The organism is Micromonospora cremea (genome assembly GCF_900143515.1).
Taxonomy (GTDB): domain Bacteria; phylum Actinomycetota; class Actinomycetes; order Mycobacteriales; family Micromonosporaceae; genus Micromonospora; species Micromonospora cremea.
Genome location: NZ_FSQT01000002.1, coordinates 3,572,140 through 3,587,081 on the forward strand (window position 1 = coordinate 3,572,140; position 14,942 = coordinate 3,587,081).

Genomic DNA, 14,942 nt, shown 5'->3' on the forward strand with positions numbered 1-14,942 from the left:
CGCCGACGGGAAGAGGGCGCCGGTGCGCTACCGCCAGCTCACCACCGGATGGCTCGCGCTGGGTGTCATCCTGCTCATCGACGTGCTGCGGGTCTGGTTGCCCGGCATCATCACCATCTTCGGCCAGGCCGCGTCCACCCCGGCCGAGCTGATGGGCGCGTTCGCCCTCGGCTGGTTCGTGCTCGCGCTGGCCGCACCGGCGCTGGTCCGCCGGGTGGGCGCCCGCCCGGTCACCGTCGCCGCTGCCGTTGTGCTGTCCGCCGCCCGGCTCACGCTCACCGCCGCTCCGGGCGGGCGTACGCAGCTCTGGCTGGCCACCGCCGGGCTGTTGGCCGGGCTGGTCTGGCTGGTCGGCGTCGCCGCCGCCACCGACCGGCCGGTTCCCGGGCTGGCGCTGGGGTTGGCGGCCAACGCGGCCGTACACGCGGTGCTGGACACGTACGACCTGGTCTGGCGGGGCGACTGGGTGGCCTGGCTGCTTAGCGCCGTCGCGGTGACGCTGTTCCTGCTCGGCACGGCGTTGCCGACCCTGCCTGCCGGCCCCGGTGGCGCCCGGGCCTGGCTGCTGGCGGGGCCGGTACTGCTGCTGGCCGGGATGGTGGCGCTCGCACCGGCCCTGGCCCGGACCGGAACCTCGTACCTGGTCGCCGGGGACGGCGTGGCCCGCTCGCCGCTGTTCGGGCTGGCCCCGGTGCCGGTGGCGGTCGCCGGATTCCTGCTGGCCGCACTGGTCGGTCCGCCCCGGCGGTGGGGCCGGGTGCTCGGGCCGGCGGCATTGCTGGCCGGTGCGCTGCTCTTCGCGCTGGACCGGGGCGACCTGCTCGTCGCGGCCGTTCTGCTCACCGCCGTCGGTCTCGGCGCCTGCCTCGCCCTCGCCGACACCGCCGGCCGTCCCGACGCCGCCGGCCGTCCCGACGCCGCCGGCCGTCCCGACGCCGCCGACCGCCCCGACGCCGCCGGCCGCCCCGGCGCCGCCGAGAGCCCCGTTGTCGCCGCCGTCGCAGGCCGCTCCGGCGCCGCCGGCCGTACCGTTGACGCTGCCGCCGATGGTGCCGGCCGCCCCGACACCGTCCACGGCGCCGGGAGCGCTGACGCCGGCGGCCGACCCGACACCGGCGCCGACGCCGGCGGCCGACCCGACACCGGCGCCGACGCCGGCGGCCGATTCGGCACCGGCGACGGCGCTGGCCGTCTCGAAGGCGTCGGCGGCATCCCGGACAGCGCGCGTTCGGCGGGCCGCCGGGGGTACGCGGCCGCCGCCGGCATGCTGGTCTTCGCGCTGGGCGCGGTCGGCTACTACTCCGCCTACGACCTGGGCTACCCCAACGGCGCGGTGCCGGTGGTGGTCGCCGCGCTGGTCGCCGTCGTGGCTCTCGTCGCCCGTCCCGCCGGCCGCCCGGTTCCGGCGCCGTTGCCGCCGCTGCGGACCACGGCCGCGGTCACCACGCTGGCCCTGCTGGCGCCGCTGCTGGCCGACGACGTGCCGGTCGCCAGCAACCGCAACGGCCCTCCGGACCGACTGACCGTGGTTGCGTACAACATCCGGATGGGCTTCGGGCTGGACGGCCGGTTCGACCTGGGGGCGCTGGCCGACGTCGTCGACCGGCAGCGGCCGGACGTGGTGCTGCTCAGCGAGGTGGACCGGGGCTGGCTGCTGAACGGCGGCCACGACACCCTGGACCTGCTGTCCGACCGGCTCGGCATGCCGTACGTCTTCGGGCCGGCCGCCGACCCTGTCTGGGGCGACGCGGTGCTCAGCCGTTGGCCGGTGACCGATCCGCGGACCCTGCCGCTGCCCACCGTCGGGGCGCCCACCGGCGCGCAGGCTCTCGCCGTCACCCTGGACCTCGGCGACGGTGTCCGCGCCGCAGTGGTCAGCACCCACCTGCAACCGCCGCCCGGTCGGGGCCCGGTGGTCCAGGCCCGCGCGGTCGCCGACTTCGCTACCGGGTACGCGGCTGGCCGGCCGCTGGTGGTGGCCGGCGACCTGAACACCGAGCCGGGTGACGAGGCGTTCGGGCAGTTCACCGCTGCCGGTCTGGTCGACGCGTTGGCGGGCGCCCGACCGCTGGCGACCAGCCCCGCTGACGACCCGCGCCAGCAGATCGACCACGTCTTCGTCTCACCCGGCCTGAGCCCCACCGGTCCGGTCGCGCCGCGCGGCACGGCCAGCGATCACCTGCCCGTGGCGGTCACCCTCACCCTTCCGCGCCGTTGACCCCGCGCCTGATCCACTCCGGATCAGCGATGTGGGGGTGTCCAGGCCAGCGGGACACCCCGATACCGTGTGGATCAAGAGGGCGACGGCCGCACCCAGGAGACCGCAGGCGGGCGGCGGCTACAGGCGGTCGGCGGCGAGCAGCCGGTCGGCGGTGAAGGCGAGCAGCCATCCGCCGCCCTTCGGCGTGATGAAGTCCTCGTCGGCGCGGCCGGTCAGCTGCGCCAACGCGCCCGGCAGCACCTTGCCCTGGCTGCACACCGCCACCTGCCCGCCGGCGCCGGCCAGCTCCAGCAGCCGGGCGGCGGTGGCCAGGACCTGCTCGTCGAGCTGCTGGCCCGGCTGCGGCTCGTTCAGGTCGCCGCAGATCTCGATGGGCAGGTCGAGCAGCGCGGCAGCCGGGTCCAGGGTCTGCACGCAGCGGCGCGGCGAAGCCGACACCAGACGGCCCGGCCGGACTAGGGCGACCAGCCCGGCCAGCGCGTACGCCTGGGCCCATCCCTCGGCGTCCAGCGGCCGGCCGGTGTCGGGGCCGGTCCAGGTGGCCCGTTTGCCGGCGTGCCCGTGCCGCAGCAGCGCGACCGTCCCGGTCACCGGTGGCAGCGCGGCGAACGCGCCCAGCACCTCGGCGTCGTGCGGGTAGCTGACCAGCCGGATCGCGTCGTCCACGGCGAGCCAGCGCACGTCGTCCACCTCGGTGCCCGGCTGGAAGCCGCCGGTGCCCACCGCGAGCATCGACCAGTAGTCGACCAGCTTCGGCTGGCCCTCGCTGCGGTAGCGGACCGATGGCAGCCGCACCTGCGGCACGCCCTGCACGTCGGACTCCTCGGCCACCTCGCGTACCGCCGCGACCAGCGGGTGCTCGCCCGGTTCCAGCTTCCCCTTCGGCAGCGTCCAGTCCCCGTAGCGTGGACGATGCACGACGCAGACCTGCGCCCCGTCGGCGGACGGTCGCCACGCCACCCCGCCGGCCGCCCGGATGCCGGTCACGGCAGCCATCGGGTCCGCCGTCGCCGGCTTGCCCGGTGCCAGGCGGCCGGGAAGCGGGCACGCATGCGGCGTACCGTGTCGCGTTCCCGTTCGGCCAGCCGACCGGCGGTGACGGCCAGCTCGTGGTCGTCCGGCCGGCCGGCGGCGAGGGCCAGCCAGGTGTCCGCGGCGACGGCGGCGTCCTGGTGCTCGCCCAGCACGTCCTGTACGCCGGCCAGCGCGCGGGACAGCCGGCGCGCACCCTTGCCGAGGGCCGGGGCCACCGCGTTGACCGCGTAGCGGGCCTGCTTGCCCTCCTTGCGTACGGCGTGCCAGCGGTCGTCCGGCGCCAGCGGGTCGAGGGCGTCGACGCCGTCCGGCCCGGTGAGTTGTCGCCAGGGGCGCGCCACCAGCCCGGGCAGCACCCGTTGCGCCGGGACGGCCGCCCGGCGGGTGAGCCGGGGGGCGCGGGCGGCCAGCACCAGGGCGTCCACCAGCGCCAGATAGCGCGCGGAGCGCAGCGCCTCGTGGACCGCGGCGAGCGCCTGCCGTTGCCGTTCGGCCAGCGCCTCGTCCAGCCGATCCACCGCGCCCAGGTCGAGCGGGCTGAGCGGATCGGCGGCCGCGGTGCGCCGCAGCCGGTCGCGCAGCACCTCGGCGTCGCGGGCCACGCCGAGCACCGCGGCCAGCCAGCGCAGCTCGGCCCGCAGTGGGCGGGACCAGCTCCGGCGGACCAGCGGCGCGAAGGTGCGCAGGTCGGTGCGGAGCCGCCGGCAGGCGACCCGCATCTGGTGGACGGCGCTCTTGCCGCCGCCGCTCGGGGCACGCAGCCGCACCAGCGGGTCGTGCGCCAGCAGGCGGCGTACCTCCTTGCGGATCGCCTCGGTCACCACGTCTCCGGCGGTCGGGTCGGCCGGCAGCCCGGCCGGCGCGACCAGGTCCGGCTCGGCCCGCGCCGCCGCTCCCAGCGCCCGCACGTGCTTCGGAACGAACGCTCCGCCCCGAGCGCCGGCCTTTCGCAGCACCGCGCCAATTCGATTCAGCAGCTTGCGGTCGCCGGCCTTGAGCTCCACCTCCAGCTCGCGGAAGGTGTCGGTGGTGGCGCCGGCGTCGTCGAGCACGGTCACCCGGTCGTCCACCACCTCGGCGAGCACCGTGCCGGCGCTGTCGCACACCTCGTGGGCGTGCCGGACGGTCCGCACCACCGTCACCGGCGCCAACGGCGCGCCCCGGTGCAGGGTGGTGACCAGCTCCACCAGCTCCGGCGGCGGCTGCCGGACCGGCCCCGGGCGGGAGATCTCGTGCCGGACGCCGGGCGTCGACGTGGGCAGCTTCACCGTCCAGGGCAGATCGTCGCCGCGGCGGTGGCGCAGCGAGGCACCGGCCCGGGCAAGCCGCAGGTCGACGGTGTCGAGGTAGCGGGCGACCAACGTCACCGGCGGCAGCGCGCGGACCCGCCCACCGGCCGGGGAGGTGGTGGACAGGTCCGGCAGCACGTAGGCGTCGTCCACCTCGTGCTTCTGCTCCTCCTCCACCATCAGGTCAGCCTATGCCGGGACCCGGTCAGCCGGCGGTGCCACCGACGCGGCGCAGCAGCAGTTCCTGGAGATGCTCCCGGGCCGCGTCGTCGCCGCCGGAACGCCGGCTCCAACAGCCGTCCCCGGCCAGCTCGAACGCGTCCACGTCGGGGCTCATCGCCAGGTTCAGCACCTGGTCCAGCTCGGCTCGGGCCACCGGGTCGCTCACCTGCACCAGCGCCTCCACCCGCCGGTCCAGGTTGCGGTGCATCAGGTCCGCCGAGCCCATCCAGAATTCGGCGTTGCCGTTGTTGCCGAACCGGAAGATGCGGGAATGCTCCAGGAACCGGCCGAGGATCGAGCGGACGCGGATGTTCTCCGACAGCCCCGGCACCCCGGGGCGCAGCGTGCACATGCCCCGGATGAGCAGGTCGACGTGTACGCCGGCCTGGGACGCCCGGTACAGCGCGTCGGTCACCCCCTCGTCGACCAGCGAGTTGACCTTGAACTGGACGAGGCCGGGCATGCCCAGTCGCACGTGCGAGATCTCCCGCTCGATCCGCTCGATCAGGCCGCTGCGGATGCCCTGCGGGGCGACCAGCAGCCGCCGGTACGCGGTTTGCCGGCTGTAGCCGGTGAGCACGTTGAACAGGTCGGTGAGATCGGCGCCGACCTCCGGGTCTGCGGTGAGCATGCCGAAGTCCTCGTACAGCCGCGCGGTCTTCGGGTGGTAGTTGCCGGTGCCGATGTGGCAGTAGCGGCGGATCTGGTTGCCCTCCTGCCGGACCACCAGCGCGGTCTTGCAGTGCGTCTTCAGGCCGACCAGGCCGTACACGACGTGGCACCCGGCGCGTTCCAGGGTGCGGGCCCAGCCGATGTTGGCCACCTCGTCGAAGCGGGCCTTCACCTCCACCAGCACCACCACCTGCTTGCCGGCGGCGGCCGCGTCGACCAGCGCGTCGACGATCGGCGAGTCGCCGCTGGTGCGGTAGAGGGTCTGCTTGATGGCCAGCACGTGCGGGTCGGCGGCGGCCTGCTCGATGAAGCGCTGCACGCTGGTGGCGAACGAGTGGTACGGATGGTGCACCAGGATGTCCCCGTCGCGCAGGGTGGCGAAGACGCTGCGCGGCACCTCACCCTCGGCGAGCCGGGGGTGGGTGGCCGGCACGAACGGTGGGTCCTTGAGGTCCGGCCGGTCCGCCTCGCCGTAGACCTGCCAGAGCGCGGAGAGGTCCAGCAGCCCGGGCACCCGCAGCACGTCCTGGTCGTCCATGTCGAGTTCCCGGATGAGCAGGTCCAGCATGTGATCGGAGATCGACGCGGCCACCTCCAGCCGGACCGGTGGGCCGAACCGGCGCCGCGCCAGCTCGCGTTCCAGGGCCTGGAGCAGGTCCTCGTCGCGGTCCTCGTCGACCTCCACCTCGGCGTTACGGGTGACCCGGAAGAGATGGCACTCGACCACCTGCATGCCGCTGAACAGCTGCCCCAGGTGCACCGAGATCAGGTCCTCCACCGGCACCATCCGGACGCCCGGCTGGTCCCGGTCCACCCGCACGAAGCGGGGAACGTTGTTGGGCACCTTGACCCGGGCGAACAGCTCGGAACCGCCGTCGGGGTCGCGGACCGCCACCGCCAGGTTCAGCGATCGCCCGGAGATGTACGGGAACGGGTGCGCCGGGTCCACGGCGAGTGGGGTCAGCACCGGGAAGATGTGCTCCCGGAAGTAGGTGCGCAGCCGCTCCCGTTCGGCGTCGCCCAGGTCGCCCCAGCGCAGTATGCGGATGCCCTCGTCGGCGAGCTTGGGCAGCACGTCGTCGACGAAGCTGGCGGCGTGCCGGGCGACCAGCTCGGCGGTCCGCTCGGCGATCAGCTCCAGCTGGGTACGCAGGGGCAGCCGGTCGCCGCCGCGTACCGGAAGGCCGGCGGAGAGCCGTCGCTTCAGCCCCGCGATCCGCACCATGTAGAACTCGTCGAGGTTGCTGGCGAAGATGGCGAGGAACTTGGCCCGTTCCAGCAGTGGGGTGCGCTGGTCCTCGGCGAGCGTGAGCACCCGGGCGTTGAAGTCGAGCCAGGACAGTTCCCGGTTGAGGAACCGGTCCTCCGGCAGCGGCGTCGGAGTCGGAGGCTCACCGCCGGGCGCGGTGTCCGCCGGCGGGATCGGCCCGGTTCCACCGGCCCGGTCCTCGGCCGGGGCGGACGGGACGACGGGGTCGATGACCTCGTCCAGCCCGGAGGAGGCCGCGGCCGGGTCGTCGGCGAGCGTGTCGGCGTGGGCGGCGCCGGCGCGTTCGGCCCGGGACGGGCGGAAGCGGCCGTCGGCGCCACGGGTGGGGGCGCCGTTGCGGGGGGTGCCGGGGTCGGTGGCGGGCGGGCTGGCCGGGTGCTCGCGAGGGGTGCTCACCCGCTCATAATCACCCGATTCCGGTTAACGCAAAATGAACTTGGCGCCGCCGGGTCAGTTCATCGTCGGTAATGTCACCCGGACGACCTCGCCGTCGGGATCGGTGTCGATGCGGACCCGCTGGCCGAGCCGGAGCAGCCGCAGACCGGAGGCGTCGAAGGCCCGGGCGGGAAACCGCAGCTCGGTGCCGTCGTCGAGCAGCAGAACGCCGCTGCGCGTCGCCGCGTCGTAGCTGGCCACCGTGCCTTGCATGCTGGCACCGTACACCGGCGGGTCAGCCCGCGGAGCGGACCGGGCGGCCGGCGGCGAGCAGCGCGGCGGTGCTTGGCCCCAGCCCGAGCCGGGCGGCCGCGGTGAGGTCCGCGGCGGTGTCCACGTCCCGGCGCAGGCTGGGCCAGTCCCCGGTGAGCGGCAGCGCCCCGCTGGCGGCGTGCGCCGCCGCCGAGCCCACCCCGAATCGCGGGTCCAGGGGTACGCCCGGTGGCGCGGCGAGCAGCACCGTGCCGCCGCCCGGCGCGTCCGGCACGAACCGGCGTACCCCCGCTCGGCCGGTCTGCGCCGCGAGCAGCGCGCCGGCCAGCTCGGTCGGGCGCAGCGCCGGCAGGTCGGCGGTGAGCCCTGCCACCCACCCGGCGGGCACGCCCGCCGCGCCGTGCCGGAACGCGGCGTTCAGACCGGCGTCCGGCTCGTCGGGCACGACCCGCGCGCCGGCGGCCCGGCTCGCCGCCGCGACCCGGGCGTCGTCGGTCACCACCAGAACCTCGGCGACCGCCGGGCAGGCCAGCACCGCGCGGAGCGTGTCGGCCGCCAGTGCCAGTGCCAGCTCCTCGTGCGGTACGCCGGTCAGCGCGCCCCGCAGCCGGCTCTTGGCTGCGGTCAGACGCTTCACCGGCACCACCACGGCCCACCCCGACTGACTCACGTCGGCAATCCTGCCAGCCGGACGGCGGGACCCTCGCTGGCCGTACCGGGGGCGAGCAGGCATGATTTCCGCTGCGGGTGTCGCGGACGGGGTTCGCGGCGGGGTCGGGGCGCGACGAGGAGGCACGGTGGCACGGCGGAGGCTGGGGTTCTGGCAACGGTTCGCTGTGTCGCTGGTGAAGCCGGTGATGACCGTCTGGACCCGGCGCACCTGGCGCGGCATGGAGCACCTCGGCCGGGACGGTGGCGTGATCATCGTCGCGAACCACATCTCGCACGCCGACCCACTGGTCTCCGCGCACTTCATCTTCGACTCCGGGCGGTGGCCGCAGTACCTGGGCAAGGCCAGCGTGTTCCGGGTGCCGGTGATCGGCTGGATCCTGCACCGCTGCCGGCAGATTCCGGTCGAGCGGGGCACCGTGGAGGCGGTCCGCTCGCTGGACGCGCTGGTCGCCGCGCTCGACGAGGGTGGCGCGGTGGTGATCTACCCGGAGGGCACCACCACCCGGCAGCCGGAGCTGTGGCCGATGAAGGCCAAGACCGGCGCCGCCCGGCTGGCGCTGGCCACCGGTGCGCCCGTGGTGCCGCTGGTGATGTGGGGGCCGGAGCGGATCTTCGACCCGCGGACCACCCGGATCAACCTGCGTCCGCGGATCCCGGTGACCGTGGTCGCCGGCGAACCGGTCGACCTGAGCCGGTGGGCGGACGCCCCGCCGACCCGAGCCACCCTGGAAGAGATGACGGACGCCATCATGCTGCGGCTGCGGGACATGCTCGCCGAGATCCGTGGCGGCACGCCGCCGCCGCTGTGGGAACGACCGGCCCGGCCGTCCGCCGAGCGCCAGCAGCAGGGTGGTGTCGCGTGAGCGAGCAGACCAGCGACCACGTGGCGGTGCTCGGCGCCGGCTCCTGGGGCACCGCGTTCGCCAAGATCCTCGCCGACGCGGGGCGGGACGTGACGGTGTGGGCCCGTCGCGCGCCGGTGGCGGAGAGCATCCGCACCGAGCGCCGCAACCCGGAGTACCTGCCGGACCTGCTGCTGCCGGCCCGGGTCACCGCCACCCACGACGCGGTCGAGGCGATCACCGGCGCCGAGCTGGTGGTGCTGGCCGTACCGTCGCAGACCCTGCGCGGCAACCTCGCCGAGTGGGCCGGGCACCTGCACCCGGACGCCACCCTGGTGTCGCTGATGAAGGGCATCGAGCTCGGCACCACCAGGCGGATGAGCGAGGTCATCGTGGAGACCACCGGTGTGGCCGCGGACCGCGTGGTCGTGGTCTCCGGCCCGAACCTGGCCCCGGAGATCGCCGCCGAGCAGCCGGCCGCCACCGTGGTCGCCGGAACGAACAGCCACCGCACCGCGCTCGTGCAGGCGTCGATCCGGACGCCCTACCTGCGCCCGTACACCAACGACGACGTGATCGGCTGCGAGCTGGGCGGGGCGGTCAAGAACGTGATCGCCCTGTCGTACGGCATCGCCACCGCGATGGGCTTCGGCGACAACACCCGGGCCATGTTGATGACCCGCGGGCTGGCCGAGACGGCCCGCCTGGGTGTGGCGCTCGGCGCGGATCCGATCACCTTCGCCGGCCTGGCGGGCATGGGCGACCTGGTCGCCTCCTGCTCGTCCCCGCTGGCCCGGAACCGCACCTTTGGGGAGCACCTGGGCCGGGGCGAGACGCTGGAGCAGGCGCAGGCCGCCACCCGGCAGACCGCCGAGGGCGTGAAGAGCTGCCTGGCGATCCGTGACCTGGCGCGGGCGCACGGTGTCGAGATGCCGATCACCGAGCAGGTCGAGCGGATCTGCCACGAGGGGATGGATCCCCGCCTCGCCGTGGACACCCTGATGAGCCGGACAGCCAAACCCGAGTCGTACGAGTGAGGACCCGATGAGCGATCTGGGAGACGGCACCCGCTGTGTGCATGCCGGGCTGCCCGAGCCGGCGCCAGGTGATCCCTTCCTGCCCGGGCCGGTCTTCGCCGCGCCGTACCACCTCGACCCGTGGCAGGGCCCGGCCGGCTCGCCGAACGGCTACGGCCGCCCCGACAACCCCACCCGGCGGCTGCTGGAGGCGGCCGTGGGTGAACTGGAGGGCGGCGACTGCCGCGTCTTCGCCACCGGTCAGGCGGCTATCACCGGGATGCTGCTCACCCTGCTGCGCCCGGGGGACACCGTGGTGCTGCCCACCGACGGATACTTCCCGGTCCGGGCGTTCGCCACCGATGTGCTGGAGGCGATCGGCGTCCGCGTGCTCTTCGTCCCGACCGTCGGTCCGTACCCGTCGCTGGAGGGCGTCCGGCTGGTGCTGGTGGAGACCCCGGCCAACCCGGGCCTGGACGTGGTCGACGTGGTCGCCCTGGCGGAACGGGCGCACGCCGCCGGCGCGCTGCTCGCGGTGGACAACACCACGGCGACCCCGCTCGGCCAGCGTCCGCTGGACCTCGGCGCCGACCTGGTGGTCGCCTCCGGCACGAAGGCGCTCACCGGCCACTCCGACCTGCTGCTCGGCTACCTGGCCAGCCGGTCCGCCGAGCTGATCGAGGCGGTGACGCGCTGGCGTACCACCACCGGCTCGGTGCCGGGCGCGTTCGATGCCTGGTTGGCCCACCGCTCGCTGGGCACGCTCGACCTGCGGCTGGCCCGGCACAGCGCGAACGCCGCCGCGGTCGCCGATCTGCTCGCCGGCCGGCCGGACGTGACCAGCCTGCGGTGGCCGGGGCGCACCGACGACCCCGCGTACCCGGTGGCCTCGGCCCAGATGCGCCGGATGCCCGGGGTGCTCTCGTTCGACCTGGGCGACGCCGACCGGGTGAGCCGCTTCGTCGACGCCGCCCGGCTGGTGGTGGCGGCCACCTCCTTCGGTGGCCTGCACACCACCGCGGACCGGCGGGCGCAGTGGGGCGACGACACCGCCCCCGGCTTCGTTCGGCTCTCCTGCGGGGTGGAGGACACGGTCGACCTGGTGGCCGACATCGCCGCCGCGCTGGACACCGCCGGGCCGGCCTGAGCTATCGTGTCGGCGGCCCGCACCGGCGGGCCGCGACCGGAGGAGGTGAGTCCGATCCGTCAGCCGACAGGACCGGCGCTTTCTCCCGTTTTTCCGCCGCGATAGCGGCCGCGGGAGCGCCGGTGAGCGTTTCCCGGAGGTATCCCATGGCAATCCCGTTCCCCACCGATCGGCCGGCGCTCGTGCACCGGCTGCGGACCGCCGGCTGCGTCTACGCCGAGGACGAAGCCGACCTGCTGCTGGCCGCCGCCGACACCCCGGCGACGCTGGCCGACCTGACCGAGCGCCGGGTGGCCGGCGAACCGCTGGAGTACCTGCTCGGCTGGGCGGAGTTCTGCGGCCTGCGGATCGCCGTCGACGCGGGCGTCTTCGTGCCTCGGGGCCGGACCGCCCTGCTGGTCGAGGCGGCGGCCGCGGTGACCGGCCCGGCGCCAGCCGTGGTCGACCTGTGCTGCGGGTCCGGGGCCACCACCGTCGCGTTGGCGCACCGGCTCGCTCCGCGCTGGCTGGCCGCCGCCGACATCGACCCGGCGGCCGTGGCGTGCGCCCGCCGCAACCTCGCCGGGATGGCCGCCGAGGTGTTCGAGGGCGACCTGTTCGCGCCGCTGCCCCCGCACTGGCGGGGCCGGCTGGATTTGGTCGTCGCCAACGCCCCGTACGTGCCGACCGCCGCGGTGGCGCTGATGCCCGCCGAGGCACGGCTGCACGAGGCGCCGGTGGCCCTCGACGGCGGACCGGACGGACTCTCGGTGCTGCGCCGGGTGGGTGTCGACGCGGCCATCTGGCTCGCCCCCGGTGGACACCTCGTGGTCGAGGCCGGCGTCACGCAGGTGGACGCGCTCTGCGACGCGTTCAGTGCCGCCGGGCTGGTGCCGAGCGTGCGGCACGACGAGGACCTGGACGCCACCGCGGTGACCGCTCGCCGCCCCACCTGAACCGGCGCGACAGCAAGTCGGGGCACCGGGACAGCAACCCAGGCATCAAGGCAACCTGGCAGCGGAGCCGGGCGTGGCGGGGGAGAGGTGTTGGCACTAGCCTCGGCTCACACTCACGACGGCGGGAGGCGGTTTCGGTGGGCAGCGCAGGGGTGCCGGTGGTCGTCGGGCTGGACAACGGCGGGACCAGCAACAACGCCACCGTGTTGACGGTGGACGGCCGGTTCCTGGTGGACGGTCTGCTGGAGATCCCCAGCGAGGTGCGGGCCGGGCCGGACGCCGCCATCGAGGCGCTAGCCCGGGCGCTGGACGGCGCCCTGGCGCAGACCGGCGTGCCCCGCGAGCTGGTTCGGGCGGTCGGGCTGGATACTCCGGGCCCGGCCAGCGCCACCGGCGTCATCTCGTCGCGCGGCTCGACCAACTTCTCCCAGCCGGCCTGGCGTGGCTTCGACGTGCGGGGCGCGCTGGAGCGGCGGCTCGGCCTGCCGGTGATCTACCACAACGACGGCAACGCGGCCGCGCTCTACGCACACCACGTGTACTTCGGCGCCGAGGCGATGAACCGGTCGTCGGTCTCCGCGATCGTCGGCACCGGCCTCGGCGGCGGCGTGGTCGAGGGCGGCCGCGTGATCGCCGGCGCGGCCGGAATGGCCGGGGAGCTGGGTCACGTGCACATCCCGCTGACCGGGCTGCTCGGCCCGGAGCAGCCGGAGCCCACCTGCGCCTGCGGCTTCACCGGGGACGTCGAGAGCGTCGCCTCGCTGACCGGCATCGAGCGCAACCTGCTGCCGTACTGGTTGACCCGGTACCCCGACCACCCGCTCGCCGCCGAGCCGGTCGCCCGCGCGGCGAAGCTGGTCCGCGGCTACGGCGAGCGGGGGGACGCGCTGGCCCGGGACCTCTTCACCCAGCAGGCGATGGCGCTGGGCCGGCTGTTCACCGTGGCGGCCAACTTCACCGACCCGCACGCGTACTTCGTCGGCGGCGGGGTGGTGGAGGCGGCGCCGGAGTTCCGCGACTGGTTCCTGGCGACCGTCCGCGAGCACACCGTGCTCCGGAAGGAGCAGGCGGCGGTGGCCACCTTCGCCCTCGTGCCGGAGCGCGACATGGCCGGTGCCCGCGGGGTGGCGATCGCCGCGCTGGAGGCGCTGCGCGCCGTACCGGAGCCCAGCCCGCTGGTCGCCTGAGCCGCTGAACGCGAGCCTGAGCCCGCGCCGGCCCGCCTTCGTCCGGTCAGCGACGCGGCGGGGCCTGGGCGAAGGCGGCCCAGGCGGCCGGCGGGAACAGCAGGGCCGGGCCGGCCGGGTCCTTGGAGTCGCGGACGGCCACCAGCCGCGGGATCGCGGCCGCCTCCACGCAGGCGCCCTCGCCGCTGCGGCTGCTCTTGCGCCACGCGGCCGCGGTCAGCGCCGCTGTGATCGTCGGTGTCATCCGAGTTGCGGCGTGGAGACCCCGGGGTTCAGCCCGGGGAGGAAACGCGGCTCCCTCAATATTCGGCTTACACAGCAGACTGGTAGAACATGAGACATGGGTGGGGTCGCGAAGCGGGCGTTTCAAGTACCGCTTCTACCCGACCCCTGAGCAGGCCGATCAGCTCAACCGAACCTTCGGATGCGTTCGCCTGGTCTACAACCGGGCGCTCGACGCACGGACCCGCACCTACACCACCGAACGCCGGTCGATGACCTACGTGGAAACGTCGACGGCGTTGACTGAGTGGAAGTGCACGGATGAGCTGGCGTTCCTCAACGAGGTCAGCTCGGTGCCGCTCCAGCAGGCGCTGCGACACCTGCAAGTCGCGTTCGCGGCGTTCTGGGACAAGCGGTCCCGGTACCCGCGGTTCAAGTCCAAGCGCAAGTCGAGGGCCAGCGCCGAGTACACCCGGTCGGCGTTTCGGTGGCGCGGCGGACAGCTCACCCTGGCGAAAATGAACGCGCCGCTGGCGATCGTGTGGTCCCGGCCGCTGCCCGACGGTGTGGTCGCACTGTCCACCGGCGAGAAGATCACTAACCCGCGCCACGAACGCGCCGACCGGAGAAAACTGGCCAAATCGCAGCGGAAACTGGCCCGCAAAGACAAGGTCTCTGCCAACCGGGGCAAGGCCCGGGTGAAGGTCGCCCGGATTCATGCCCGGATCGCCGACCGGCGCCGGGATCACCTGCACAAGCTGACCACTCGACTCGTCCGCGAGAACCAAACGGTCGTGATCGAAGACCTCAGCGTGCGGAACATGCTCCGCAACCACAATCTTGCCCGCGCCATTTCCGACGCGGCCTGGTCGGAGTTGCGGGGCATGTTGGAGTACAAAGCCCAGTGGTACGGACGCGCTGCGGTCGCCGTTGATCGGTGGTTCCCGTCGAGCAAGACGTGCTCGACGTGCAGGCGAATAAACCCGACCATGCCGCTCCGCGTGCGGTCGTGGACCTGCCCCGCTTGTGGGGCCGACCACGACCGGGACGTCAAGGAAAGTGTCAGGAGCTGGTCGCGGATGTCCGCCGGGCTGAGCGCCACGCTCCGCAGGTGCCCCATGATCATGGTGCAGGCACGCGTTTCGCCGGCACGGCCGAGGATCATCTGGCCGGCGACGGTCTCCACGGAGGCGATGATCGGGTCCTCCGGGTCGGCGAACTCCAGGATGTGCAGCGAGCCGCGGGTGCCCCGGTGGTAGCCGGCGGACAGCGGGATCACCTGGACGGTGATGTTCGGCAGCTCGGCCATCTTGACCAGGTGGCGCAGCTGCCCATCCATCACCGCCCGGTCGCCGACCGGGCGTAGCAGCGCGCCCTCGTCGATGATCGCGTCGAGGATGGGCGGGGCGTCGCCGGTGAGCCGCTGTTGCCGGTCGAGCCGGACCTTGACCCGGTGGGGCGCGCGGCGATCGGGTTTCTCCCCCGTGCTCGATCGTCGTGTGCCGCCGCCATCCCGGCCCGCCGGAAGGAGACGACGTGCGCACCGGTCCGGAGCCCCCCGCCG

12 protein-coding genes and 2 pseudogenes are annotated in these 14,942 nt (G+C 74.3%); 7 read left to right on the top strand and 7 right to left on the bottom strand.

Features of this window, described 5'->3' with window-relative positions:
* Nucleotides 1–22 precede the first annotated feature (22 nt).
* Complete coding sequence (locus BUS84_RS30250; RefSeq protein WP_074317685.1) at nt 23–2,218, top strand: endonuclease/exonuclease/phosphatase family protein; 2,196 nt, start codon at nt 23–25, stop codon at nt 2,216–2,218.
* 120 nt (nt 2,219–2,338) lie between these two features.
* Here the strand turns inward: BUS84_RS30250 and BUS84_RS30255 are convergent, their stop codons facing one another.
* Genes BUS84_RS30255 through cofC form a run of 5 tightly spaced genes read right to left on the bottom strand, consistent with a single transcriptional unit; the run spans nt 2,339 to nt 8,027 of the window.
* A complete protein-coding gene (locus tag BUS84_RS30255) occupies nt 2,339–3,217 on the bottom strand; it encodes an NUDIX hydrolase (RefSeq protein WP_074317686.1) in 879 nt (292 codons plus the stop codon).
* Nucleotides 3,205–4,725, bottom strand: coding sequence for a CYTH and CHAD domain-containing protein (locus BUS84_RS30260; RefSeq protein ID WP_074317688.1), 1,521 nt, complete (start codon nt 4,723–4,725; stop codon nt 3,205–3,207). Before BUS84_RS30260 ends, BUS84_RS30255 begins: the two co-directional genes overlap by 13 nt.
* A gap of 25 nt (nt 4,726–4,750) precedes the next feature.
* Nucleotides 4,751–7,105 carry an RNA degradosome polyphosphate kinase gene (locus tag BUS84_RS30265; protein WP_074317690.1) on the bottom strand — a complete coding sequence of 785 codons (2,355 nt, stop codon included), beginning with the start codon at nt 7,103–7,105 and terminating at the stop codon, nt 4,751–4,753.
* Between the two features lie 54 nt (nt 7,106–7,159).
* Nucleotides 7,160–7,357: a cold-shock protein gene (locus tag BUS84_RS30270; protein ID WP_007456426.1), complete on the bottom strand. Its 198-nt coding sequence runs from the start codon at nt 7,355–7,357 to the stop codon at nt 7,160–7,162.
* A gap of 22 nt (nt 7,358–7,379) precedes the next feature.
* The gene (gene cofC, locus BUS84_RS30275) at nt 7,380–8,027 is read right to left on the bottom strand and encodes a 2-phospho-L-lactate guanylyltransferase (RefSeq protein WP_074317692.1); all 648 of its coding nucleotides are present in this window, start codon (nt 8,025–8,027) and stop codon (nt 7,380–7,382) included.
* Nucleotides 8,028–8,154: 127 nt separating this feature from the next.
* On the opposite strand from cofC, the gene BUS84_RS30280 reads away from it, so the two are divergent.
* The 5 genes from BUS84_RS30280 (at nt 8,155) to BUS84_RS30300 (ending at nt 13,156) form a co-directional block, all read left to right on the top strand.
* On the top strand, nt 8,155–8,892 hold the full coding sequence (locus tag BUS84_RS30280; RefSeq protein ID WP_074317694.1) for a lysophospholipid acyltransferase family protein: 738 nt from the start codon (nt 8,155–8,157) through the stop codon (nt 8,890–8,892).
* Nucleotides 8,889–9,908 carry an NAD(P)H-dependent glycerol-3-phosphate dehydrogenase gene (locus tag BUS84_RS30285; RefSeq protein WP_074317696.1) on the top strand — a complete coding sequence of 340 codons (1,020 nt, stop codon included), beginning with the start codon at nt 8,889–8,891 and terminating at the stop codon, nt 9,906–9,908. Before BUS84_RS30280 ends, BUS84_RS30285 begins: the two co-directional genes overlap by 4 nt.
* Before the next feature lie 7 nt (nt 9,909–9,915).
* Nucleotides 9,916–11,034, top strand: a complete 1,119-nt coding sequence (locus BUS84_RS30290) for a cystathionine gamma-lyase (RefSeq protein ID WP_074317698.1) — start codon at nt 9,916–9,918, stop codon at nt 11,032–11,034.
* Nucleotides 11,035–11,180: 146 nt separating this feature from the next.
* Nucleotides 11,181–11,969, top strand: a complete 789-nt coding sequence (locus BUS84_RS30295; RefSeq protein ID WP_074317700.1) for a putative protein N(5)-glutamine methyltransferase — start codon at nt 11,181–11,183, stop codon at nt 11,967–11,969.
* 137 nt (nt 11,970–12,106) lie between these two features.
* On the top strand, nt 12,107–13,156 hold the full coding sequence (locus BUS84_RS30300) for an ROK family protein (RefSeq protein ID WP_074317702.1): 1,050 nt from the start codon (nt 12,107–12,109) through the stop codon (nt 13,154–13,156).
* Between the two features lie 46 nt (nt 13,157–13,202).
* Here BUS84_RS30300 and BUS84_RS30305 read toward each other — a convergent pair whose 3' ends face one another.
* Nucleotides 13,203–13,400: a DUF397 domain-containing protein gene (locus BUS84_RS30305; RefSeq protein WP_074317704.1), complete on the bottom strand. Its 198-nt coding sequence runs from the start codon at nt 13,398–13,400 to the stop codon at nt 13,203–13,205.
* Nucleotides 13,401–13,500: 100 nt separating this feature from the next.
* Between BUS84_RS30305 and BUS84_RS36850 the strand changes: the two are divergent.
* Nucleotides 13,501–14,418, top strand: a pseudogene (locus BUS84_RS36850) (RNA-guided endonuclease InsQ/TnpB family protein); the annotation flags it as partial.
* 26 nt (nt 14,419–14,444) lie between these two features.
* Here BUS84_RS36850 and BUS84_RS40310 read toward each other — a convergent pair.
* Nucleotides 14,445–14,831, bottom strand: a pseudogene (locus BUS84_RS40310) (DUF5753 domain-containing protein); the annotation flags it as partial.
* Between the last annotated feature and the right edge of the window lie 111 nt (nt 14,832–14,942).